General features: G+C 43.5%; 29 protein-coding genes and 1 tRNA gene. 7 read left to right on the top strand and 23 right to left on the bottom strand.

All coding sequences use genetic code 11. The features are described from left to right. From ABE021_RS10215 to ABE021_RS10195, 5 genes are all read right to left on the bottom strand, one after another. A partial coding sequence (locus ABE021_RS10215) for a nucleoside recognition domain-containing protein (RefSeq protein ID WP_430288482.1) occupies positions 1-599 on the bottom strand: 599 nt, incomplete at its 3' end. Positions 600-612: 13 nt separating this feature from the next. Continuing rightward, positions 613-1,932: an aspartate aminotransferase family protein gene (locus ABE021_RS10210; RefSeq protein WP_430288480.1), complete on the bottom strand. Its 1,320-nt coding sequence runs from the start codon at positions 1,930-1,932 to the stop codon at positions 613-615. Between the two features lie 81 nt (positions 1,933-2,013). Beyond that, positions 2,014-3,390, bottom strand: coding sequence for a sigma 54-interacting transcriptional regulator (locus ABE021_RS10205; protein WP_430288478.1), 1,377 nt, complete (start codon positions 3,388-3,390; stop codon positions 2,014-2,016). Positions 3,391-3,610: 220 nt separating this feature from the next. Beyond that, positions 3,611-4,474: a DNA-3-methyladenine glycosylase family protein gene (locus ABE021_RS10200; protein WP_430288477.1), complete on the bottom strand. Its 864-nt coding sequence runs from the start codon at positions 4,472-4,474 to the stop codon at positions 3,611-3,613. Between the two features lie 486 nt (positions 4,475-4,960). Next, complete coding sequence (locus ABE021_RS10195; protein ID WP_430288475.1) at positions 4,961-5,806, bottom strand: DegV family protein; 846 nt, start codon at positions 5,804-5,806, stop codon at positions 4,961-4,963. Between the two features lie 618 nt (positions 5,807-6,424). Between ABE021_RS10195 and ABE021_RS10190 the strand changes: the two genes are divergently transcribed. Further along, positions 6,425-6,709, top strand: coding sequence for a DUF771 domain-containing protein (locus ABE021_RS10190; protein WP_430288473.1), 285 nt, complete (start codon positions 6,425-6,427; stop codon positions 6,707-6,709). Between the two features lie 148 nt (positions 6,710-6,857). On the opposite strand, the gene ABE021_RS10185 is transcribed toward ABE021_RS10190, so the two are convergent. Together ABE021_RS10185 and ABE021_RS10180 are read right to left on the bottom strand one after the other, a co-directional pair. Continuing rightward, a complete protein-coding gene (locus ABE021_RS10185) occupies positions 6,858-7,079 on the bottom strand; it encodes a hypothetical protein (RefSeq protein ID WP_430288472.1) in 222 nt (73 codons plus the stop codon). Continuing rightward, positions 7,076-7,936 carry a ParM/StbA family protein gene (locus ABE021_RS10180; RefSeq protein WP_430288470.1) on the bottom strand — a complete coding sequence of 287 codons (861 nt, stop codon included), beginning with the start codon at positions 7,934-7,936 and terminating at the stop codon, positions 7,076-7,078. Before ABE021_RS10180 ends, ABE021_RS10185 begins: the two co-directional genes overlap by 4 nt. Positions 7,937-8,276: 340 nt before the next feature. Between ABE021_RS10180 and ABE021_RS10175 the strand changes: the two genes are divergently transcribed. The 3 genes from ABE021_RS10175 to ABE021_RS10165 all read left to right on the top strand — a co-directional run bounded on the left by ABE021_RS10175 (position 8,277) and on the right by ABE021_RS10165 (position 9,647). Further along, the gene (locus ABE021_RS10175) at positions 8,277-8,897 is read left to right on the top strand and encodes a hypothetical protein (RefSeq protein WP_430288468.1); all 621 of its coding nucleotides are present in this window, start codon (positions 8,277-8,279) and stop codon (positions 8,895-8,897) included. A 190-nt stretch (positions 8,898-9,087) separates the two neighbouring features. Then, positions 9,088-9,402 (top strand): hypothetical protein, encoded by a 315-nt coding sequence (locus ABE021_RS10170; RefSeq protein ID WP_430288466.1) that lies wholly within the window; start codon positions 9,088-9,090, stop codon positions 9,400-9,402. Between the two features lie 92 nt (positions 9,403-9,494). Next, positions 9,495-9,647, top strand: coding sequence for a hypothetical protein (locus ABE021_RS10165; RefSeq protein ID WP_430288465.1), 153 nt, complete (start codon positions 9,495-9,497; stop codon positions 9,645-9,647). A 51-nt stretch (positions 9,648-9,698) separates the two neighbouring features. Here the strand turns inward: ABE021_RS10165 and ABE021_RS10160 are convergent, their stop codons facing one another. The 14 genes from ABE021_RS10160 to ABE021_RS10095 all read right to left on the bottom strand — a co-directional run bounded on the left by ABE021_RS10160 (position 9,699) and on the right by ABE021_RS10095 (position 20,989). Then, positions 9,699-10,043, bottom strand: coding sequence for a hypothetical protein (locus tag ABE021_RS10160; RefSeq protein ID WP_430288464.1), 345 nt, complete (start codon positions 10,041-10,043; stop codon positions 9,699-9,701). Positions 10,044-10,113: 70 nt separating this feature from the next. Continuing rightward, positions 10,114-10,539 (bottom strand): terminase small subunit, encoded by a 426-nt coding sequence (locus tag ABE021_RS10155; protein WP_430288463.1) that lies wholly within the window; start codon positions 10,537-10,539, stop codon positions 10,114-10,116. Between the two features lie 77 nt (positions 10,540-10,616). Then, complete coding sequence (locus ABE021_RS10150) at positions 10,617-10,901, bottom strand: hypothetical protein (RefSeq protein WP_430288461.1); 285 nt, start codon at positions 10,899-10,901, stop codon at positions 10,617-10,619. 17 nt (positions 10,902-10,918) lie between these two features. Then, positions 10,919-11,602 (bottom strand): LysM peptidoglycan-binding domain-containing protein, encoded by a 684-nt coding sequence (locus tag ABE021_RS10145; protein WP_430288459.1) that lies wholly within the window; start codon positions 11,600-11,602, stop codon positions 10,919-10,921. Further along, positions 11,602-14,370, bottom strand: a complete 2,769-nt coding sequence (locus tag ABE021_RS10140; protein WP_430288457.1) for a tape measure protein — start codon at positions 14,368-14,370, stop codon at positions 11,602-11,604. Before ABE021_RS10140 ends, ABE021_RS10145 begins: the two co-directional genes overlap by 1 nt. A 44-nt stretch (positions 14,371-14,414) precedes the next feature. Continuing rightward, on the bottom strand, positions 14,415-15,107 hold the full coding sequence (locus tag ABE021_RS10135) for a hypothetical protein (protein ID WP_430288456.1): 693 nt from the start codon (positions 15,105-15,107) through the stop codon (positions 14,415-14,417). Between the two features lie 15 nt (positions 15,108-15,122). After that, positions 15,123-15,485: a sigma factor-like helix-turn-helix DNA-binding protein gene (locus ABE021_RS10130; protein ID WP_430288455.1), complete on the bottom strand. Its 363-nt coding sequence runs from the start codon at positions 15,483-15,485 to the stop codon at positions 15,123-15,125. A gap of 78 nt (positions 15,486-15,563) precedes the next feature. Beyond that, a complete protein-coding gene (locus ABE021_RS10125) occupies positions 15,564-15,767 on the bottom strand; it encodes a hypothetical protein (protein WP_430288453.1) in 204 nt (67 codons plus the stop codon). Between the two features lie 205 nt (positions 15,768-15,972). Continuing rightward, complete coding sequence (locus ABE021_RS10120) at positions 15,973-16,296, bottom strand: hypothetical protein (protein WP_430288452.1); 324 nt, start codon at positions 16,294-16,296, stop codon at positions 15,973-15,975. Positions 16,297-17,057: 761 nt separating this feature from the next. Further along, entirely contained in the window at positions 17,058-19,454 is a 2,397-nt protein-coding gene (locus tag ABE021_RS10115; RefSeq protein WP_430288451.1) for a VapE domain-containing protein, read from the bottom strand. Positions 19,455-19,579: 125 nt separating this feature from the next. After that, on the bottom strand, positions 19,580-19,957 hold the full coding sequence (locus ABE021_RS10110; RefSeq protein WP_430288450.1) for a YozE family protein: 378 nt from the start codon (positions 19,955-19,957) through the stop codon (positions 19,580-19,582). Between the two features lie 3 nt (positions 19,958-19,960). Next, the gene (locus ABE021_RS10105; protein ID WP_430288449.1) at positions 19,961-20,398 is read right to left on the bottom strand and encodes a hypothetical protein; all 438 of its coding nucleotides are present in this window, start codon (positions 20,396-20,398) and stop codon (positions 19,961-19,963) included. 52 nt (positions 20,399-20,450) lie between these two features. After that, positions 20,451-20,660 (bottom strand): hypothetical protein, encoded by a 210-nt coding sequence (locus ABE021_RS10100; protein WP_430288448.1) that lies wholly within the window; start codon positions 20,658-20,660, stop codon positions 20,451-20,453. A gap of 134 nt (positions 20,661-20,794) precedes the next feature. Next, on the bottom strand, positions 20,795-20,989 hold the full coding sequence (locus ABE021_RS10095; protein ID WP_430288447.1) for a helix-turn-helix domain-containing protein: 195 nt from the start codon (positions 20,987-20,989) through the stop codon (positions 20,795-20,797). Between the two features lie 177 nt (positions 20,990-21,166). Here ABE021_RS10095 and ABE021_RS10090 point away from each other — a divergent pair, with 177 nt between their 5' ends. Together ABE021_RS10090 and ABE021_RS10085 are read left to right on the top strand one after the other, a co-directional pair. Beyond that, a complete protein-coding gene (locus ABE021_RS10090) occupies positions 21,167-21,625 on the top strand; it encodes a helix-turn-helix domain-containing protein (RefSeq protein ID WP_430288445.1) in 459 nt (152 codons plus the stop codon). 4 nt (positions 21,626-21,629) lie between these two features. After that, positions 21,630-22,826, top strand: coding sequence for a tyrosine-type recombinase/integrase (locus ABE021_RS10085; protein WP_430288444.1), 1,197 nt, complete (start codon positions 21,630-21,632; stop codon positions 22,824-22,826). 218 nt (positions 22,827-23,044) lie between these two features. On the opposite strand, the gene ABE021_RS10080 is transcribed toward ABE021_RS10085, so the two are convergent. Then, positions 23,045-23,117 (bottom strand) — tRNA-Val (locus ABE021_RS10080). Positions 23,118-23,306: 189 nt separating this feature from the next. On the opposite strand from ABE021_RS10080, the gene ABE021_RS10075 reads away from it, so the two are divergent. After that, positions 23,307-23,588, top strand: a complete 282-nt coding sequence (locus ABE021_RS10075; RefSeq protein WP_430288443.1) for a hypothetical protein — start codon at positions 23,307-23,309, stop codon at positions 23,586-23,588. 45 nt (positions 23,589-23,633) lie between these two features. Here ABE021_RS10075 and ABE021_RS10070 read toward each other — a convergent pair whose 3' ends face one another. Next, positions 23,634-24,059: a hypothetical protein gene (locus tag ABE021_RS10070; protein WP_430288442.1), complete on the bottom strand. Its 426-nt coding sequence runs from the start codon at positions 24,057-24,059 to the stop codon at positions 23,634-23,636. Positions 24,060-24,142: the final 83 nt, after the last annotated feature.

Raw genomic sequence — 24,142 nt, 5'->3', positions numbered from 1 at the left:
ACTAACACACCGACAGTCCCCGCACCCATCCATGAAGCCATCGTATCAATGGAAGAGCGGCCGGGTAGAGTAAATAACGGTCGCATGACTTTCTTTAATAACGCGCCGACAAATTCCATCAGACCGAATTCAACTAAGAGCGGAAGTAAAATACCTGCAAACAAGAACCATGTAAGTAAAACGGGTGCTAAGTCATAGAGGACGACCCCGCCCGTATTACGGGAAGCGATGAATTCCGGCCCGATTTCAAAGAAAGCCATCACTCCGACTGCCAGACCGAAGACGCGCATCGTAATACCGAACCAACCTACCTGAAAAACATTTTTCAAGAAAGGACGGTTTGTTATCACTCCCGGCTTGAAAGCTACTGTGATCAGCGTCAATGTCACCGTTACAAACAGCATAACTAAAATGAAATATGGAATGTACTCCTCTGTACTCTTCAAAAGAAATGACGCAAGGACCCCAACTCCGATCGTCACTTCTCCATTCACTTTGATGGGTACTAAAAATAGTAGTACACCAATAAGCGATGGAACAATAAACTTCCAAACAGCATTTTTCGAACTTGTCTTCTCCCCTTTGAACGCAACGGACATTGCTTTTCCCCCTTTAGTGTGAAGCAGTTTGGATTGCAGTTTTCAACACGTCAAGTCCTGTATCGATTTGCTCTTTTGAAATCGTCAGTGGCGGAATCATTCGAATCACTTCACCTGAATTTCCGCACAGATAGAAGAGCACACCATCAGCCAAACACTTATCGAGAACGTCCATAACGACTTCCCCAGAGGCTTCTCCTGTAATGGGATCACCTAATTCGATACCGATCATAAGTCCGACTCCCCGTACATCGCGAATCATAGGGAACTCTTCCTTCATCGAAAGCAATTTAGCCATTGCATAGGCACCCATCTCTTGTGCATTATTCAGCAACTGCTCTTCTTTAATAATCTCTAAGGAAGCAAGCGCAGCAGAACAGGCAATTGGATTACCGCCGAATGTTGTACCGTGTGATCCAAGCGGCCATTGATCCATCAGTTCTTTTGAAGCAATCGTTGCACTTAATGGTAATCCCGCGCCAATTCCTTTGGCAACCGCCATGATATCCGGTGTCACGCCAAACGTTTGAGCGGCAAACCAATTCCCTGTCCGGCCGAATCCTGTTTGGACTTCATCGAAGATAAGTAAAATTCCGTGGCGATCACAGATTTCCCGTATTTTCTTGAGCCAGGATGCAGGAGGGATAATATAACCGCCCTCACCGAGGATCGGTTCAATAATCATACAGGCAACTTCTTCCGAATCAACTTGATGGCTAAATAATTCCTTGACATCCCGCTCCAGCTTATCAGCGAAAAAGATATCGGGATCCGCTCCTTCAGGTAAATATTCAGGGAGTGCATAAGGCAGTTGGTAAGATAACCATGAAGGCTGAAGATGCTTCCTGTATTTACTCTTCGAAGTTGTTACACTAAGCGCTCCCATCGAGCGACCGTGAAAACATCCAGTGAAAGAGACCACGTAAGGTCGTTTCGTTACATACTTCGCAAGCTTGAGAGCTCCTTCAATCGCTTCCGTGCCGCTGTTTGCAAAAAAGAAATTATCTAGCTTAGGCGGCAATACTTTTTGCAACTCTGCAGCCAATCTCAAAATCGACTCATAGATGATGACACCGGACGGTCCATGGATTAAATGATCTGCACTATCTTTAATCGCTTGCACCACTTTCGGATGTCGATGACCTACATTTTCAACTGCTATACCTGAAGTGAAATCCAAATACTCTTTTCCATCCACCCCATAGTAATAACAACCTTCCGCCTTTGTTACAGGCAAGTTCGGGTGATCCTTAGCCATACTCGGTGCGAGAAAGTTTCCAATCGAATCCACCATGTGCACCCAACTTTGCTCTCTGTCTGTCTGCTTCTGCATAAAATGACCTCCAAATAGTAGTTTCTACTTTTCACTTTTGAATTAATATACATCATTATGAATATTAATTCAACGCATGATTTATGAATCGAATTCTGCTTGAGTATATTTCTTTAATTTTCGTACAACAGAAGGTTGACTGATCCCTAAAATCTTTGCCATTTCCGTAGTGGTCCTATAACGCTTTTTAGCTCTATTGATTACTTGCATCTCTACTTGCTCGAGAATATCCGGCAGCGTTTCTCCTTCAAAATCGAACTCGGGAAACTCATCTTCTGGTTTTCTGTACTCGAATGGCAAATCCTTGACGTCGATTACTTTCCCTTCGCTCTGAACTACCATTCGTTCAATGACATGACGAAGTTCCTGGATATTCCCTCTCCATTCAAGCTGCAGGAGCTGAGCAAAGAGTTGTTCCGTCACCATTTTGTCCGATTTGTATTTCAAAGAGAACATCTTCAGAAAATGAGAGATGAGAGCGCTTACATCCTCGATCCGTTCTCTTAATGGATCTATATGGATAGGTACAATATTGAGCAAGTAATATAATTCACTTAAGAAGGTTTTATGAATGACCGCTTCCTTCAAATCCATATCCGTTGAGGATACAAAGCGCACATTCAAAGTACGGGAGGATACAGATCCTATTGGATAAAAACGTTCTTCTTTTACAATTTTCGCGAGCTTGGTTTGTAAATGAAGTGCCATTCTATCGATATTTTTCAAAAATAATGTACCGCCTTCAGCAATCCCCAGAAGGCCAGGTACTGGTGAGCCATTATCTGCCCGTTCTCCAACAAGTTCTTTTAACAGTAACGATTCTGGGATGGTTGCACAATCCAATTCAATGAACGGTCCATTCCCTCGGGTGCTTTCTTTGTGTATCTCTTTAGCAATTGTGGACTTACCTGTGCCCGCTTCTCCATATAAGATCACGGATACGTCAAGTGTAGCTATCCGATGAGCCCTCATGAAGGCTTCTTGTGTACTTTTACTTCTCATAATGAAATCGTTCTCAGCAAACATTTGATTACGCAGATACTGTACTTCTTCCCGAACTTTCGACATTTCATATTCAATTTCTTTCATATAATCCTGGATGACAAGCAATTCAGAAACATCATAAGAATAGCTAATGACATAGTCTACATCGCCCTTGTAATTAAAAAATGGCATTCCAGTAATTAAGATCTTTGAACCACTCTTCGTTTCTTGAATCCGGACTACTTTCTTTTTTTCTTTAAGAACGAGTGGTGTAATAGCAGGAGAGAAAATCCCTTCTTTTTCAAGGTCATAGACCGACTTTCCGATTAACTCTTCAGCTCGTATTCCATAACTCTGACCACTTATCCGTGTCGCCTTTACAATAATGCCTTGGTGATTTGTCACGATCACGTCTTCATCGTGAGTTTCTAAAACTTCTTGAACAGAATCCGGTGTTAGATGAAATTGAGCCATACGTACTCCTTTCAGACAGAATGGAATTTTCAGATATTATCAAGATATGAATCAACTATACATTAATGAATAGTTAGTATGCAATAGGGAATTTGAATTTTCAATAAGTTTTTATCGTAGATGCATCGATAACTTATTTTACAGGAGGCATCCAGCACCTGCCGCCATATTAAAAGAGAGCCGACTAAGTGATATAGTTCACTCCATCAGCTCTCTTTTATCATTTTTCACACGCTGGGACTTCAATACTTCTCCAAAGATATAACGACGCGTAACTTAAATAAGGGGACCAGTCGGAAAAGCGCTCACGTATTTCGTCTTGTGTCGGTTTGCGATCCAATTTCCACAGGTTCTTAAGTGCATTCTGGAGACCGATGTCTGCTGTTGGAAACAGGTTCGGTCTGCCTAGGCCAAACATCAGAAAACCTTGTGCAGTCCAAGGGCCGACTCCGCGGTAAGCAATCAGCTCTGCAGTCACCTCTTCATCGTTTTTTGACCGCAGCGACTCAAGATCCAGTGTGCCTGCAGCAATCGCTTGCGAGAGCCCGATCACATACTCTGCTTTCCGGGTACTGAACTGCAATTCGCGGAGCTCTTCAACTGTAACAGCGGCTATCCTTTCAGGACTCGGATACCTCCATACTCCCTCTTGCTGGGAACCGAATTTTTCTATGAATCTCATGAGCAACGTGTTCGCGAACTTCAGGTTCAATTGCTGATGGATGATACTCTTCATCAGTTCTCCATAAAGTGAAAAGCTTCTGACAAGCGGTGTGCCTATATGTTCTTGGAAGATTGGTGCAAGATCGGTTTCAGCGAAATGAGCCGCAATTCCGTCCAAGGATTCTTCAAAGTGGAAAATCCATTTAATATGAGCAAGCTGTTCCTCATCCTTAACGCCTTCTATAATGAAATCCGGTTCCTTTGATGTCCCTGTTGCTTGGACCGTGACCAGATTCCCCTCTTCCATTGGAATACGCGCCAATCTCAGGTGAAGATCCACGCTATTTACCGGTGTTCCTGATAGTCTTTCTAGCGCACGATCAAAATCGTATGTAAATGGCAGGTTCAGTTCCACATTCATAAGAAAAACCTCCTCTGTTCAAGATGTTGCATAGCAGTAAATGGAAAGAAAATGTGTTGATGTTCATCAGCAATTCATCCTGTAGATACGGAACCTTCAAGTTGAATTCATTTCTTATTCTATCATAGCCAGTCTTAAAAGAATTCCCCTGCTCTGCTGATCACGGCGTTGACTTTGACAGGTTTTATTTCCTGCCTGGGCCCGAGATCTGATGATGCTCCTTCACACTGCAGCAATGTTTTTCACACCTTATTTTCAACTGAAGACAAACTCGTTATCCTACCAGGCGATTTACCCTGGTCATCTACATCCAATTTTGAGTTGAAGGAATTCCGGCACTCATTAACTAAGTATCCCATTGAATAAAAAAGAGTACGAAACCGTTTTCGGATTCGTACCCCATATCTTATCTTTCTATCGTTTTACAGCCTCTTAAGCGAACTCGGGATCGTCATACAGCGACTCACCTATACAAAGCTTATAACCTTAATAAGCAATCCAACTTAGACCTGTAGTTCCTTCACCCGCATGAACACCGACGCAAATACTAAGTGGAACGACGTCAACTTTCAAAGCGGGAAACTGTTGCATTAGCTCTCTCATCCAAATTTCAGCGTCAGGACTATTGTTACAATGAATAACAGCTACTTCCGGTACAGTCCCTTTATCCATGTCCGTCATAAGTAAAGAAGTCACGTAATCTTTCGCTCGCTTATTTGAACGGACTTTCTCTTTCATGACCGGTTTTCCGTCCTCAAAACTAATGATCACTTTTATGTTCAGCAAATTACTTAAGAATGTCTGTGTTCCCGATACCCGTCCGCCTTTATGCAATTGGTTCAGACTATCGGGTATAAAGGACAAGTTGGATTTAGTGGTTATCTCATTGATGGCTGCCACAACTTCTTCTACGTCTTTCCCATTTGCAAACAGTTCGTTACCGATTTCAATCATTTTCACCATCGGGAAAGAACCGATTTTCGAATCGATAGGGTACACTTTGAAGTCCGTCATTTCAGAAGCGGCCTGTGCGCTTTCGAATGTACCCGAGAGACCACTTGATAAGTGCAAAGCAATTGCAGAATCGTATCCTTCTGACTGCAATTTTTCGTACAAAGCAAGCATCTCTCCAATTGCCGGCTGTGAAGTTTTTGGTGAAGTCTTTGATGCGTTTAATTTTGCGTAAAACTCTTCCTGGGTAAGATCGATGGATTCCCTATAAGACCCATCGGAAAAAACGACGCCCAGGGGCAATATGTGAATCGCATGTTTTTGAATGAAAGCATCCTCTAGTTGCGCAGCTGTATCCGTAATCCAAGCGATTTTCTTCATTTCATACTTCTCCTCTAAAAGTCAATTTCATATCGGAATCAGCTATCTACTCTCCGATAACTTACACCACAAGTAAAAAGGATACTAGTGATAGATGTCATATTATGACGAAGTATAGAAGATGCTGTCATAATTTGAACATATATAGACTTTTACTTGTGCTCCGTAATTTCGAAACTGCAAGTATAGAGGTAAATGTGTTTTAAAAAAATTTATATATTGAGCATCCACTTTAATTTCTTAGCACGCTAGTAAACAAAACACAAAAAAGCAGTCCCTAGGCATACGGCCTAATAGGACTGCTTGTGGAGAAGTATCGTTGTTCCGACGATACTTCCGTGGGTTTGGCACCCAATGATTCCTACTGGGCTCGAACCAGCGACCTCTACCCTGTCAAGGTGTCTAGGCGGTTATAACCAGATAGCAGGAATAGCTTTACAATGCACTTTTCGCGGCTTTTACAAGGCAGATGAATAGTGTTTTATAACGCTTTGTAAACGTTTATAAGGAATTGTTGCCCCACTTTTGCCCCATTGTTGCCCCACAGTTTATTTGAAGTAACCTCATATTCAATAGGACGTCCTTTATAAATGCACAAGTTTTGAAAGGATGATACAAATGCTTCAAATATCCATTGATGAAGAATATGTTGAGAAATTGCTACAAGATGAGATTCAGAAACGATTAGACAAGCTAGAAAGGCAACAGACTTTTTGGAACACAGACGACTTGAAGAAACATTGTCGAATGAGTTGGAACACGATTCAAGATACCTTCTTCCACGATCCTGATTTCCCAAAAGCGAAAGTAGGAGGCAAGTGGTTGTATCCCGCAAAGGAAGCGGAACAGTTTCTTCTGGATTGGTTACAAAAAAGAATGGATGAATCAACAGCAAGGAAATAGTTAACATGCACGATGGCATTCATTTATAGAGAAGCATAGCCTTCTTGCAAAAACCGCACAAGACACGCTGTAAGGTCCCAGACGATTTTTTAGTAAAGTAAAAAGCAGCTATCCACTACTGGACTGGCGCTTTTTTGTAGTTAACATTTCACAAAAACCCGCTCATAGCATCCGCATCTTCATCAGTCGGTTTAGTTTCTATATGCTCCTGCACCTGCGCATAAATAGGAGTCTTGCTCATATCTGCATCGATCAACCGCTTAACGTATTGGCTGAAGTTGCCCCGTTCGTCAGCTTCCGCATACGTGAGCAACCTGGTGTCGTATTCACTCACGAGACTGAAGCTGACTGTTTTAACTTTTCGGCTCACCCAAACGCCCCCTTTGCTAATTTGTAAAATCCAATGGAGTTTGCGTAAACCGGATCGGCAACAGTTACTGCATTGCCTTCTTGCAGCATGGGTTGTAGAAGCTGTGCGGAACTATAGTGGCTTTGAATAAACGGGAGCATATCCTTCGCAATTCCTCCACAAACATATACCGAATCATTCCGATGCCACTTTAAGCGAGATGTATTCCGAATGATACCTCGTGCAACACTGGCGAGGTCTTCTTTGTTATTCACGGTTTCCATTCCGAAATTGAACGTATCGCTCGCATTGTTGATATACCGTTTATCAATGATTGTGGCCGCGTTGACCGTGCCACTCCCGACATCGATGATTCGTACAGTTCCACCCTCCGGACTGCTCCAATACGCCCCACTGCCCTCTGCAGCTACACCAGTTTCTACTATATGAATACTCTGCGTCTCTCCGTTCACATGAAGCGTATGCGTCCCTACGAGCATCTGCTGAATTGCTTCCTTATCTGTTGGCTTGTGGGAGACAATCGGCTGTCCTGTGACTAAGCTAACGTCTGTTATATCGATTCCATACTTTTTACCGTAGCGGTAGATAGCCAACAGCACACGGATTTTTGTATCCTCATGAGCCTTGGTATCTCCAAACATCGAAGCTCTACCAAACTCATCTTCATAAACAGCGATGGATCCCGCAAAACCTTTTCGTCCATCAATTTCAAATTCCATATCGTCAGCACCATGGCTTTCCACAATGTCGCGTTCGAACCAATCACAGATTGCTGTACGGTACGAATCCATTCCATACGGTCCAGCGATTTTAGCTGTGTGGTTTCCTGCATCGATACCTAAGATTAATTTACTCATTCAAAGCCCTCCTTGTATTACGCATGTAATATCTCCGGAGTTTTCCGGCTGCTGTGTATTGCGTTGGTATTACATCCTACGGCAAACGTGTATAGATTATTCCTAAACCGTCCACACTCTTGTTAAGGAGTGATGGAGATGAGTAAAAAGGACACCAGTAAAACAGCTGCAGCTATCATTAAAAACGCTGAAAAGTACGGGATTCCATTGAAGAAGAAGCCGAAGCAATAAAAAGTAGGAATATCCCCCTCTCCCCCACCGTATGATGGTTTATCCCATGTACACAAGAACAGTGTACATGGGCTAAGTAGCCAAATTAGAAGGAAGAGGAGTTGGGGGAGTGGGGAGCAGACAATCTCGGAGTGATCGGAAGAGGGATATTAAGCCCACCGTCACCGTCCAGTTACGTGATTGCATCTATCGCCTATCTTTCATAACAGACGCGCCAGTAAAAGACGTAATCGAAGCCATACTCATTGACGGCTCACAACGAAAGAAACCGTTGAGCCATCTGTCACAATACTTTTTGCGAGATACCAGGATAGGCAGCACCGTTTATATGGGAGATAACAATCGGATCCCGGTTGGTCGCCGGAGCAATAACGAAAAGACGGTTAGAATATCCACACGAGTTACACAGGGGATGTATTCGGACCTGGAAGCTGTCGCTTATGCAATGGGTTGTTCTGTCTCTAAGGCTTGTACGTTGCTGCTCGATGCAACTGTACGCGACGTGGATTTTGTGAATGATTTTGCGAAGGAATTTCTAGAAGAGAATCTGGACGACAAACGAATGAAAGAATTGGAGAAGGTGTTGAAGTACATCAATGCAGGGAATCCATACAGTGAGAGAATATCTTACGCCGCAATCCTCTCATATCTTGTGGATGAAGTTCGCGTTGGTGCTGAAAAAGTTCAGGATACAGTTTCTGAATTTGTGGTCAGTCATTGGAACAAATAGGAAAATGAGCACCTGTCCGTTATGGATGGGTGCTTTTGCTTTCTCACAAAAACACTTTAATTTTCACTATTTGGTCTTAGCTACAGGACTTTTTCGACTGTGCTCCTCGTTTCCGCGAATAATTCTATTAGAAGACTCTACTATATAGAGAACGTCGCTTGACAAGCTACAATATAAAGGAGCTTTTCAAATGGGAAACGAAACACAGCTACAATTCGATGTTGAAGATTACGACCAGATTTACAGTGAGGAGAACCCTTTCATCACAGGGAAAATGAGAGGTACCAGACACACACTCTACTTGGATTGCGGAGTTTGGGTTCTAGTCAGCGGAGGATTCTATTTCCCCTACTATCCTGATCCAGACAAGTATGACATGATCCGCGATTACATCAATGGGGATATGCCCGATTCTGCATTCCTAGAATATGTGGTGGAGCCAACAATGGGAGGTTTTGAGGATTACTTGGAATATCATATCACTCGAACGCCAGGCAATTTCTGATACCATCAGCAGAACCTTTCCGGCTTCTGTTGGATTTTGCACCTAAAGCTGGCCATACTAAACATTGCATCTACAGAAAGGAGTGTACCGACATGAAGCTCCCGGTTACTAAAGAAACTAAGGACGCCATGTGGCAGTTCTTTTACAAAACATCTATCCCCCGATTGATTGCGGCACACAAAAAGAAAGAGCGCGCTGAGTTAGAGGCTCGCGGACCTGGCGGGGCGGAAGAAAAACAGGATTGACCGATTCAGACAAGAAAAAAGCACCTATCCACTATGGGACGGGTGCTTTTACTATTTCACTGATTTGAAAACTTCAATGGCTTTCTGGTCTGAAGTCTCTAGCATGAACAATCCGTTTCGTTCCCAGTCGGCAGCCACTGCAAGCGATTCTTCTACTGCATCCATCGATTTCTTATCTTTGAACTCGTAGATCTTCACTGGATTCTGTTCATTATAGAATATTATTCCGTCTCTAGCTCCAATCATTGCAAAGTGCGGCTTCTCTGCTGGATCTACCGTTACCCCTTCAGCTTCATAAGCATCAATGAAAGATTGCATCGTTAAATCAGAACCTGAACTAGAACCACAAGCAGACAAGAGCAAGACAAACAACAAAGTCACCATGATCTTTTTCATGCTTCCCATTCCTCCCCATTACATTTTTGTATCCTTTAGACAGTCATACGTATCTAGAAGCATTAAGGTTTCAATCGTATTCAGAACCTATATCATCTATGAATGTTACTGCGCCAGCCATTTCGATATGATGTTTCTCAGTCCACATAAAATAACGCTTGCCTAGCAGTTCTGCAGCCTTGAGGCGTTCTGTTGCTGATGACGGAATCATAACCACCTCTTGCTTACCGCCACCTACACCGATCAACACAGGGGCAAGTGCCTCTCCCCTCATTACTGAAGATAAGTGAATTAGGATTTCATTTGCTTGGACAATCTTTTCAGAGCTGATCCGTTCCATTTGTTCCTGGATATATTCTTTCACTCCTGGATGTTCCAACAATTCATAAGCACGGCTTCGAGCATAAGACTCGCTGTACCCTGCTTTTAATGCTGCCTTTTCGGTATTGGCAAGTTCAATGTAATAATCTGCAAAGTCTCTATGTCTTTTGATCATTCGACATTCCCCTTTCTATTTTTATAGGCATTCGGGGGAACAGCTTCACGTATGCGATACTGCTCCCCCTGTGTCTGTTACTTGACTAAACGTCCGTTTTCATTCAAGAAAATACGGGTTCTCTCGTGCATAGCAGGATCAATCTTTCCTGCTTTGTACAGTTCTGCTAGTTCATCCAGGCCTTTGCGTGCTTCTTCAGCCAGTGCTTCGTGACCTGCTTTGGCTGAGTTATAGCAGTACTGGCAGATAATAATTTTACCGTTGGCGCGGTATCGCTTTTCTGTCATAGGTTTGCGGCAAACACCACAAGATTCTTTATGTTCGTTCTTATCCTTGAAAGTCACTACATTATTTGTGGACAAATTTATTCCCCTCCCTTTTATTTAATCCACTCAGCCGGAATCTTCAGCTTCAACCCGATGGGTAACTTTCGGATTTGACTGTCCCTGATTCCATTGAGTGTTTGAAGCTTCTTATAGTTAGCACCGTTGCCTGTGTACTTCTGCGTCACCTTCCACAAGCTGTCCCCCTTCACCAATGAATAGGTTTGAGGGATAAGCTTCTTCGTTTGTCGGGAAGGTTTCTTAGATGCCGTCACCTTTGGCGGCGCCTTTTTATCCGGTTTCGGCTTCTCGATTTTCAATTGCTTCGGACCGAAGTCTACATACTTCATGAGTTCAAGCTCATAATCTACATCTTCAGTACCGTAGCTTTCGCAGTACTCGAAGTTTTCGATTGTGACCATCTCATTGACGGAGAACGAACCATTCACGTAGATGTATCGAATCGGCTCTTGGGATTCCAGCCACCTATTCAATTTATCGATGTAACTTTGAGGTTCTTGAAAGTCGACATTGCTGTAATGAGTCTCGCGTGCAGGGAAGAAGGATTCCAGTTCAAACTCCTGAAGCTCCGGGTCTTTCGGAACGTTAACTGAGCCGAGCTTGGCGATCTTAAAAGACTCGCCAGCTCCCGCTCGTTTCACGTTGATTTCTTCTGGGTTGATTGGTAGACGGAAACCTTCAGTATCGTTCTTAGCGCTTAGATACACTCCAGCGCCCATCACGTGTACACACCCTCTACACTTCTTGCAACGTCCGCTACCATCGCTTTTTCAATCTTATTAATGATTTTATTTATATCTGCCTCTTCCCGGACTGTAACATCTTTGAAATTGACAGAAGGATTGAGCGTGATGAATACTCTGTTTGCTTCACGATCAGCAAGATCCCTCAGCATCTTCAAATCTTCATCCGCGATATTGATGTCGCTGTCAATCTTTCCTACCTTGTCTAGTTTCCCACCGGTTGGGTTATTGCCTTTTTTTCCTGCTCCGCCCGGTGCTTTCTTTCCGCCTCCTGGAGCTTTACCGCCTGCTCCTGGTGCTTTGCCTCCTGCTCCTGGCGTACTCCCAGTGCCGTTAGTTGGATCGTACTTTCCAATGATCGCCTCTTGGTCAAAGACAGGCTTATCGAACAGTCCAGATATCTTGTCAAATGCTCCCGTAAGCTTGTCGGCGCCCTTATTGATAGCACCTGCTCCAGAGTTGAAACCTCTATCGAATGCAGCTCCGAGATTTCCGTACTCTTTGCGATCGAATGAGACTTGCTTAGGAGCGGTCGGCATACTTCCTTGAGACTTACCTGAGCTATACTTCCCTAGGCTTGCAGGGGCATTTCTCTTCGGAGCTGGGAGGGCTTTACCTATCGCTCCTAATGCAGCACCGGCCTTATTGCTTACTTTGAAATCTACGGTACCGATAGCTCCGATATTGACACCTGGTACATTGTTGGCCGTGGAAATCAGGGCATTCAAACCGCTAACTGCGGTATTGATTAGAGCTGATACTGCACCGAGTGCAGAGTTCACCACACCGACTACACCGCTTGCCAAGCCACTCATGATGTTTAGGCCGGCTGAAGCCATGACGTGAAAGGCCATCTGTACGCCAAACGTGGCATCGTTCCAAATGTTCAGCATGACCTGAGCTGCTGATATGATCCCGTTGATAATCAGGTCTAGCGCACTATGAATGAATACACCTAGACTAAACCAAGCAACTTGAACCATGAAGACAGCCTGATTCCATGTATTCGCGAACCATTCTGCAGTAGCCATTCCAATGTTCGCAATCCACAGCATGACATTTGAGAAGGCTTGTCCCATCCAGAGTACTGAACCAATGATATACCCGACTGCTGTAGCGGTCGCCTCCGCCCATGCGTACATGGCATAAATAACGAGTGAAATAACTCCGACCACTATCAGGATTGCCCATACAGCAGGATTTGCAAGGTATGCTGAATTCACTACCCACTGAGCGGCCGCCCATAGGAGTGTTGCTCCTTCCACCAAGGCTACGACTGTGACGAGTGCGGCAATCATGGAACCTACTACAAAGAGAACTGGCGCAATTGCGTTCCAATGATCAGCAATAAACCCTGCTATTTCTATTGCAACTTGACCCGTATAAGAGAAAACTGAAGCAATGTAGAACAATCCAGCGCTCAAGGAATTAATCATTCCAGTGAATCGATCTCCGCTAAATACTTCATTGAAAGTATCTAGTAATGGAGCAAAGGCAGCTAGTGCCGGGCCGATGATCGCTGGAATTTGTTTAATCATACCCGTGACCGTCTGGATTCCTTTTGTAAGTCCTCCCAGTAACGGCTCGACCATATCAGCTCCTGCGTTACGCATAGCTGATTTCATGCTATCCAGTGCGCCTATGATAGTGCCTTTCAGTCCTTCCATGGCTCCACCGAACTTGCTTTCCATCCCGTCTACTAAGGCGGCGATGGCGGTACCTGCATCAACTGTTCCTTTTGAAATCTCTTTCCGCATTTCATTTGCCGACATACCTGCTGCTTTACCTAGAATGTCATATGCGTTAACACCATACTGAGCCAGTCGGTTTACTTCCATGGCGGTAATACGTCCCTGTGACTGAATCTGGCCAAAGATATCAGCCATGTTCTTGAGCTCTGCGTTACCTCCACCAATTGAAGCAACCGCGTCTCCTACAGCCTTCATGATAGGCATCGTATTTTGAGCTGAAATACCGAACGCAATAAGATTACGGGATGATTCCAACAGATCAGGATAGGCGAACGGTGTTTTCAATGCAAAGGCATACATATTGTCCATGTAGGCTTTTGCTTGCTCTGCGTCTCCCAGGAATGTAGTAAACGCTGTTTCTGCACCTTGTTTGAAAGCGTGGAAGTTCACGCCTTGCTTGAACATGTCTGTAAGCACATTTTTGACAGCTCCAAATGCTTGGTAGGCACCAATTGCAGCAAGTAATCCAGCCGCCATATTCTTAATGCCTGCTATGCCTCCATGCACCGAGTTGTTGAATCTGTCCTGCTGCCTAGAGGCTTTATCTGTATTATCGCCATGTTGTTTCATAACTGATTTCAGTTTTTCTAGCACGTTGGTAGGTTTAAGTCTATTCAACACGACAGCAAACTTGGCTTGTGTAGTCGTTGCCTGAGCAATCTCTTTACTAACATTTGAGTAAAGGCTTCTCATACGTTCCAAGATTGTTGGCGGCTTCATGCGATTAATCGCATCATTCATCTTCTCCTGCTGGGATGAAAGCTTTGAAGTACTCTGGCTAGTGCTATCCATTGAAGACTTCATCCGTTCAAATTCGGCAGAAGCATTTGAAATGTTTTTGCGTGCATTTGCTAGTGTCTTGCTATCTAATTTATCTGAAGCCTGGTCCAGCTGCTCCATGACTCTGATCGTGCTGTCCATTGCCTTAAGGATTTTCGACAATGGACCGGACATTCTATCCTGGAGCGACATACTAGTTGTTGTACCTGACATATTCTCACTTCCTTTCTTCCATTAATGTTTTTTATTTTGTACATTTAAGAGAAGTTGTGTTCCGTTTTCTCTCTTATTGAGAAATAGTCACCCTTCAATGCATTTAATTCATGTTCCACACGTGCCTTGGCGTTTCCACTATGAAAACTCAAATTAAATTGTTCAGACTCGAGTTCTGTTTTTTTCTCTGTGTAGGCTTGGTCTGCTGCTAACTTCTCTGGAGTCTTGAGGCTGTCCATAGCTGCTTTGTATTGTTCGTCAATCTGACTCTTCAAGCGTCCTCTCACATTTAATTCATCTTTAGCAGGGATTTCAATAAGCTTTTCCACAGTAGCGAATACTTCGTGAATGCTGTCTACAAGAGCCCAACGTGACTGCCTATCTCCTTGCTCAACAATGTCCTTGAGTACACCTATAACATCGGCAGCGCCGCCTGCTACAGCTCCCTGTAGTCGAGAGAGCATCACCTTTGTTGCATAGTTCAATTGAGTGATTTCTTCAGCGTTTAGCTTTCGTTGCTGAATCGCTACAGGTCTTTCCAGCTCTGAAAGTTCCTTTTTGATTTCTTCCTGGGCTTTTGCTACAGCTGTGTTATAAGTGCTCAAGTAGTTCTGCATCTCCTGGATAATCTTTTGTTTCTCCTGAGCCAGCGCTTCCTCTTTGTAGTTCATCTTTGCGTAATCTAGCTGTTTCTTCCATGTATCTAATTGCTGGCCTGTTTCTAAATTGAATCTCAATGTCTCCATCTCCTTTTAATAAATATTTATAATCAGGTCTAATCCGAATTCAACCTTTGAAGTCTTTATATTTAATCTTTTAGCGACTTCTTCAACAGTTAAATTACATAAATATCGAAGTATAAACATCTGCTGCTGAATATCTGAAAAGGGAGCTAATTTAGAAACCACATCCTCAACATCCTGTGCCTGATTCAGATCTAAAATTAACCGCTTTCTCTTTGTGATACCAAACTGAGTTTCTTCTGATTCATTTACGCTAAGAACCACATCAACCATCCCTGTTTCAGAGAGTGATCTTGCTTCGTCAATTAGGTTTTCAAATTCAAATTTGCACGGAACTTTGCTTTCAGATCCGGATACGTTAGTATTGTCCATTGTGTCTGCCTCCTTTCTTAAAATTATCGCCGACCGGCGTGTGGCTGCATCACTGCGTTCACTTGCTGGAGTGGCGGGTTATTCTACTTCATCAATCCGTTGCCAGGAAATAACCTGCACCGGGATATCTGAACGACCTTCTTGATCGGCATAGTGTCTCATGACTGACTCAATGTCCTGTTTAAGAAGAACATCATGCTTTGTATAAGTGAGATGAGTGAAGAATTGACCGCTGTCTTTGTGGCGGAGAACAACGCACCAAGCGTTTAGTTTCTTACTCACTAGTTCTGCACCTACCTTTCATGGGCTAGGATTCTAATCGCTTTTAATATCTCCACTAGGTCCATTAATCTTTCTATCTCTTCACGTAACTTCGTCATAAGAAGTGTAAGTTCAGGACTGCTTTCGGTTATAGTGCCTGCTTTATAAGCTCGGAGCATTTCCCGCTCGTCCTCAGATAAGATTTCACAAGCTGAATTAAAGAGATCTAGATAGTACAGCAAGGCAGCTTTTTCCTTCTTATGGCTTTCTTTTCTGTCGATGATATTAATTGCGTAATTTTCAATGTTAGGGCTCTGAGAGTACATTTTTTCTTGCAGTGAATCATAAACAACCCGTGTGTGTGCCGGATATCCGCATAGGCTTCGCGAATCTCGAAAGCGTGATTTAATGTTGCTTCCTCCAAATTCTCTTTTGCAAAAATGTACATTTCGAGAGCCGACTCGAACTCAAACAACGGATCTTTTATTGCAGCAGTTAAGGCGGACATTCTTAAACAAAATTCATCAAATGTTTCTCCGTATAACTCCATTGCACGCCTCCTCAATCTCGGAAGTCTGCGGGTCTGAAAGGAAAATCTGGCCGACATTTGCCGAGGTTTTACTGTAAATAGTGTTTATTTCACAAGTTAGCCCCTTTTAAGGGTGTCCGATTTGTCCGGATACTCCTACAAAACTTCTTGCAACCTTTTACTTGCTGTTCCGTTGGGAGAACGTTGCAACCTTTAGGCATCCATTCTCTGCAACCTTCTTGTGAAAAGATGAACGCTTTTCTCTTTCTCGATGAGTTGATTCTCGTCCTCAACTCGTTGTTTCCACTTGTAGCGCATACACCAAGACCTTTTTGTGTTTTCATTCACACCTTGTTGAGCCGCATTCATTTTGTGGGACATTCCAGCTCTATAATTTTGGTATGCTTGTCCTCGATATTCTTTGTTTAGCATTTGAATTCACCTCTTTTGCTCCTCTTGGGGCCTCACTTATCTCACCCAACTGACTAATGCAGCCTATTTCCTTTGAGGACACATCTGTCCAAATCATCTGTCCTTGAAAGAATGGCTTCATACCGGGCTTAAAAGCTGTTTTTTCGAGAAAAGGACAGAGGACAGATGAATCGCGCAAACTTTATAAAAGGCTGATTAGGCTGTTTAGGCAATATGGCTATAAGCACCTATACTGCCTAATCTGTATTTTTATTATTATTACTAAATCATCTGTCCTATCTGTCCTTATACACAGTTGAGCCTTTCACACCAACGTTTCAGCTAGGACAGATACCCTGGACAGATGTTTTTCACGTCTGTCCATCTGTCCACCGTTCATACACAGTTTGCTTACCATAATCCCCGAGAACCATCCTCCCGTTATTTTTCGGATAGACTCTCCAGCCGGGTGTATTCTTTAAGATGTTGTTGATCTCTCTTGCCTTCGCTGCATTGAATTTTTCTTTTGGGAATTTTAGAACCTCACACCATATCTGCATGGCGCAAACCTGGTCTTTTATCGCTCCTGCGCCCTCTTCTTCGAAAGGTTCTTCCACCCAGGGCTCGTCTAGCTTCCCTCGAATCAAACCCGCGAATGAACTCTCTTCTGTATACTCGCCTTGCAAGACCTTCGCTTGTTCTTCCAAGTGCTTAGGTAGTGTTAGCTTCTCACCCTGCTTATAGAGCTCTACAGCTTCAGCCCATACCAGGTCTCTGGGGAAATCGTCTCTAGCTGCTAGATCTATAGGGTTAACACCAACTTGTACCGGCCAGAATCTGCGGTTGCCTGTCTGGTCTTTCAATGGATCGTCCACGTTCGTTGAAGCTATGAAGATACATTGACGTGGAAACTCTCTAGATCTGCGGGCATACGCTTGTCTGAACTTGTCCGTCTGCGTACTGACGAACCGCTTCACGGCTTCTACATCTGCTTTTCTCAGCGCTGCTAGTTCTCCTAGCTCGATGATCCAACTTCCTTGAATTTGTTCATATGCATCCTTGCCTCGAACGTCCTCCAATGAATCGGTGAACCATTCACCGCCCAGCAATGAGATGAAGCTACTCTTACCAATCCCTTGTTGACCAACTAGCATCAGAACATAATCAAACTTGCATCCTGGTCTGAGAACACGAGCCACTGCACCTGCCATCATTTTTCTAGTCATAGCTCTTGTCAGCTCAGTATCTTCAGCACCTAGATAGTCGATGAACAGCCTGTCCACACGATCTATACCATCCCAGGAAAGTCCATTCAGATATTCCCGCACTGGATGGAACTCGTTTTGCAGCAGTGTTTCAGTCATGGCGTCTTCAATTAAAGATTTTCCGGTTATGCCGTACACTTCAGACAGGTAGTTCCGCAACCCAGCATCATCCGCATCTTCAATCGCACCAGGCTTCTGAATTTTTCTCCACGGCACACTGCCTAGCAATATGTCCTTGTAGGAAAACGCGTCATGCGCGAACTTCCCTGCAAGTTTCGGATCATGTTTCAAGATCCATTTCACGTTGAATGCCGTGGACTTGAACTTTTTTGCTTTCGCATCATATTCGAGCTTGTCCAACCAGTCGGTGTTGGTTTCTTGAAGGGTGGGATCACCCCCGAAATCTTCTTCAATCTGTTTTCGTTTAGCAAGTGGATCCCCGTAAGTAAGCTCTGTCATTGCTGTGTAGGATGGGAGCTTATTAATAGGTGTATCTGCTCTCGCTTCATCATCTAAATCATTGAACTTATGAAGGCGTATCAAGTCGAAAGCGTTCACTAGACGCCCACTGCATGGGTCAGTAGCGTGATGGCTATACAAGAACATGCCGTTCTCATAGACAACCGCACCACCAGCTGTGGAGCCACCTGCATAGGTGTATCTACCATCTCCGAGAGCTGAGTATTGTTCAGGGATAAACTTTTCTATAGCTGCATGGATATCATAGGCTTTACAGAACATCCCTACTGCACCTTTTTTGGCTGTTGGATCCCCTTGCTTTGCAATCAGTTTTGAATGGGAACTATCAGAACCGGGGACTCTCGGCCACTCATTCCAGTCCGTCCAGTCCTTGTAAAGATCAAGCATTTCATTAATATCAAGCAGCGGCTTGTCCTCGTAATGGAACAGGAACTCACTATCAGCGGAACAGCTAGGCCAATACATAAGTCGGGATGCTTCAAACGTTGTCGGATCCGCAAACTCAATCCCGATATGTTCTGCAGCTTTACGTGCAGCAGGCTCATACTGATCCGGTGAAGTTGTAACCTCTAACGGAATCAGGACTCGTAACCGCGGGCTTGTCGGTTTATGCTTTCGTGTACTGTAAATTGCATAGGCACAACCCAAAGTGTTCAGATTCTCGAAAACTGTACTCAAATCGTTCTTTTGCAAATTATCAAGATCCAACGTCAGTACATCCCTGCCTAGTACGTTGTTTGCCTTACGCCGATTATCCAGAAGCTGTCCTGCTACAAACCCACCAACATCCTTCAGTTCATCCTGTTCGCGTTTTGAACTACTAAGGAAAGTAGTCAATGATTCATGCGTTCGTATTGGCTTACTAATGCGATCGACTAGCTGCGACCATCTGAGCTTTTCAATGGGCCAAGTAGTAGATTTTCTACTGTGACCAACGGAGATTGAAATTGCTCTATCGTATTTTAGTTCATTGATTTTTCCGTCATTTTTTGCTACAATATCTATATCGAATGTCGTACTCATTGAAGGTTCATCTCCTTTTGATTTGAGCCCTCTCCCAACTGCCAATAATTCTAAATTCCTTACGTTGTATAAATCAGCATTAGTTTGTTAAACTAATACTAGAACTGAACCCGAACCTTTCCGCGCTATCGGATTAGGTTCTTTTTTGTTTCATCCTCCATAGAAAACTGCATTTGAACCTCCATGTGCATCAGATTCCGCTCTAATTCTTTAAGTTGCTTAGCCAAACTCTCATTCTCCTTGAGCATTTTCGCATCATAGTTCATTCGTAAATAGCTGCGGTAAGCTCTATATGCTTCTCGAAAAGCACTGACAGCCTCAGGAATTGCCTGTCGTACATGCTTTAAGTAATGTAGCAATACTTCCTTATCGCTGCTGTTCGGAAACCGAGCATCTTTGCTTATGTCGTAAGCAAGATCCCCCCGTCGGCTCTCTCTATCTTTGTATCGGATAATCCAGGTTTTGAAGTCCATTACACCAGACACTGAATTGATAGGTCGCAAAGCTCATTCCACCTCCTGGAGCGGTTTTCCGCTGACAATTTCCTCTATCCAACTACCAACCTCAGCTACACTCTGAGGAGCTCGTCCAAATTCTTGTACAAATTTTTCTCTAACTTTTGCAGCTGAGAAATCTGCTGACTGCGGTGTATCATTTCCTGAAACATTTCTCAATACCTCAATAGAAAGAGCATCTGAAAGTTCGGCTAATTCCTTGAAAGTACTTTCAAAGCCTTGCTTAGTGTGAAGTAGTAAAGTTTCCATTAAGCGAACCTTCCTTTTCATTTGTTCGTATTTCATTTGAGCCAACTCAAAGCTCGCTTCCTCAAATTCAATGGATGTATCCAGCCACTCTGAATGGAGATCATCAAGGTGATCTACACGACCCCGAAACTCTCCCATAGCATCATCAAAACGAAACGCCAACTCTTTAACTTCTTCCATTGTAAAAACCCCCTGTTTGTTTTAGCTTCACCCTTAGTGGTTGAAGCGATTTTTAATGATTTTTTTGGATATTCAGCTGATTATTCAATTCACTTTCCGCTCTTAACGCTTCCTGGATAGCGAATCTCACGAAATGCTCTAAATCAAGATCATAATTTTCTGAACTCATTCCATTCAACTCACTGTTAGCTTTCAGTAAACTTTTGTATTCAGTCAGTTCTTTAATTGAATCCTCGTAAAGCGTAACCTCGAGCTTCTCCATAGTGCTCCCCTCCCTGCAAAAAGTTCATTTTTTGCTATTCAGTTTTATCACCGTTTAACTGCTCCCAGGTCCTGCCGATGCAGAAACTCAATACAATTGCAACTGGTCCCATGAATGTCCAATAAGTAGTAAAGTCAAGCATTGACTGCCTCCTTCTGCTCCACTCCGCCTTTCGCCAACCAATCCTCGAGGGTCGGTCGATGAAATACGATCTTTGCACGAATACGACTGTGTGGGATCTCATTCAAACGAACCATGGTGTATACAGTGGCAGTGGAAGCATTAAGAAGTTCAGAAACCTCTTTAACCGTGAGTACGATTTTTTCCATCACAATTACCTCCTTCACAAATTAAAAGCACGTAGCAAGAAAAACTCGATAACGTAGCTCTTGCAAACATATTATACTATATTCGTAACTAATGCAACCGATTGGAATATTTTATTTTGCATTAGCTACGTTTTTTGGGTATCCTATATATAAATCGAAGCGAGAAGGGCGTTGCTTATGAAACAATTCAGCGAAGTATTAAAGGAACTACGGGAGGAAACGGGATTTAATATGACAGCACTTGCAAAAGCTGCCGGCCTGTCACGGCCCTACTTGTCACAATTAGAATCGGGTAAACGAAACCCTACACCTGATACGTTAAAAAAGTTAGCGGAAGCTTTAGGGAACGTAACATATGCAAACCTGTTGGAGAGTGCCGGCTTTCAAGATCTTTCAGAGAACGAAAAGATACGCTCTGTATACGATGATTTTGATATTGACATTGACTTTTCAAAAATGCATGAGTTAACCAGCACCATTGAACGGATGAAGGATATTAAAGTATTTCTAGAAGGGCATACGGCGACCGATGATCCTCCACCTTTTTATAACGGTCACAAAATGACAGACCAGGATCGCCAACGAGTGCTGAATGTATTGAAAGAACTGTTCCCCGAATACGCAGACAAGGAGTGATCCAGTGGCCAGCATTGAAAAGCGCGGTGAAAATTCCTACCGCTTTACAGTCGTAGCCGGTAAAGATGCCAATGGACGTTATATTAGAAAGCGAAAATCCTACACAGTTACTGAAAAGTTCACACCAAAGAAACTGCAAGAACACCTGGAACATGAATATCTGAAGTTTAAGCAGGACGTTCTTTCTGAAACGTATATCGCCCCCGAAAAAATGACGTTCGGTGTCTTTGTGGAGCAATGGAAGAAGAACTATGTCGATAAGGAATTGTCCGAAACCACTTACATGAGCAGAATGACCGTTTTAAAGAGCCATATCCTGCCCGTGGTCTCACATGTACGCATGGATCAATTCAAACCACTTATGATTGCGGATCTATTGAATGGCCTTACTCGTAAGGATGGAAAAGACGGGGATTTGTCTGTTGCTTCTAAAGTGGAAGTGTACAAGACGTTGAGCAGCGTATTCAAACACGCTGTAAAGTGGAAAGTCATTTCAGTGAATCCTATGGATGGCGTGAATAAACCATCCGGAAAACATGCTGAGAAGAAAGAAGAATTGAATGTGTACGAGCCTACTGAGATCAGTGCCCTGTTTGAAGCTGCAAAGAATGAACCAATGCATTGGCAGGTTATGTTGACGCTCGCATTGACTGCTGGACTGCGCAGAGGTGAATTGCTGGGGTTAGAGTGGGGTAAAATCGACAAAGAAAATAGCACTGTGGACATATCGACCACGATTGTCAAAGGAAGAAATGGACCCATCATTAAAGATCCGAAGACAAAGAAGTCCAACCGCCTTGTCACGCTTCCTGAATCCACAATGATCGAATTGGAATTATACCGGAAACGATGGCTGAAAGAAAAGCTATTGATGGGACCAGGACGGGTAGAAACGGAACGTGAATGGCTATTCTGCAATGAAGACGGAACACACTTCTACCCCGACACACCGAGTACATGGTGGAAACGATTCACTGAACGCGCAGACATTCGCTATATCCGCCTGCACGACTTACGCCACACGTTCGCTACACTTCAGATTGCACGCGGTGTCCACGCTAAAGTGATCTCTGAGAGGCTTGGCCATTCTAAAATATCTCAAACGATGGACAGATATGGCCACTTATTACGATCTGCAGACAAAGAAGCGGCGTCTGTATTAGAAGGCATTGGACCAGTACGGAATAAGCAAATTGAATAACGTAAAAAGGTTAGTTCCTGGAGCCAGACATTTTTTGTCCGTCACTTCAGAACTAACCTTTTTCTATATCTTAGCATGGCTTATAAGCATTTACTTTTAATTTTTACCCCATGTTTACCCCATTGCACAAAAAAACAGACCCTAGGCATCCGGCCTAATAGGTCTGTTCTGGAGGAAAACCGTTGTTCCGACGGCTTTCCCGAGGGTTTGGCACCCAATGATTCCTACTGGGCTCGAACCAGCGACCTCTACCCTGTCAAGGTAGCGCTCTCCCAGCTGAGCTAAGGAATCGGGAATATTTTAACGGCATCATGACAAGCGAACGTTTGAGGTAAACGAGCTGTCACTAAGCACATTTATGATAATACCATGGTTTCCGAGCTCATGCAATACTATTTCACAATTTTTTTATGATCTATTCACTTCTTATCGCCCAATGCATACATTGAATTAGGGAGCTCTCGGATCGGAGGATACGTCATGGTGAATCCTGAAAGTTTTGTTTTCTTTGAGGAAGACGAAGGCGGGCAAGCAGCGAAAATCGATGTAATCGGAAGTATCATCACCATTATCGGAGAGTCCATCTCGACCTATGCTGCCGTGCTCGCAATTGAGGAAGAAAAAAACAGAAAAAATAACACTCCGAACAACGATGTTTTAGTAAGTGAGTTAAAAGAGATGAAAGAGCAAATCCAATACTTAACTAATGAAATTCAGTCACTCAAGAAAAACCAAAACAGGGGCAGTCCTTGGCGTCTATGATTACGCTGTGAAACTGCCCTTGTTTCTATCGTTCCAGATGAATTTTCACTTAGAGAGCTCATCCGCGGCTAACACTTTCAACGAAAGCAGTTCTTCTTCCGTAAGGCGGCTTTCAACCTGCTGCATTAACTGCTGTTTTTCTTGTGCAGTCATTCCGGACTGTGCTTTCTTCTGGATATCCTGCAGTTCACGGACACTGAATTTCTTCAGCACCACGCGAGTTGCCTGCTCTTTTGTTTTTATAGGTAATTTACTTCGATCCGCCGTTTTTGCATCCTTTAAATATGCCTGAACTTCCGGATTGCTCGTGATCTCTTGTTTAACCGAATCCAGTTGCCCGCTATTTTCCAGCTGAGTCGTCACTTGATCCATCGCTTTGTCAGCAATCCAGTTGGTTCCGAAATAGTAAGCAGCTCCTACTAATACTGCTAACACTACCACTGTCATAATCATTTTCTTGATAAATCTCACGTTCGTTGTCCCCCTTCAGTACGTTACTCAGTAGACGTTCGTCCTATCATAAAGTTTCGAAAAATATACCCGCCTGCAAGTAT

The sequence above is a fragment of the Sporosarcina gallistercoris genome (genome assembly GCF_050459885.1).
Lineage (GTDB): Bacteria > Bacillota > Bacilli > Bacillales_A > Planococcaceae > Sporosarcina > Sporosarcina gallistercoris_A.
This window is presented reverse-complemented; position numbering and strand designations above follow the sequence as displayed.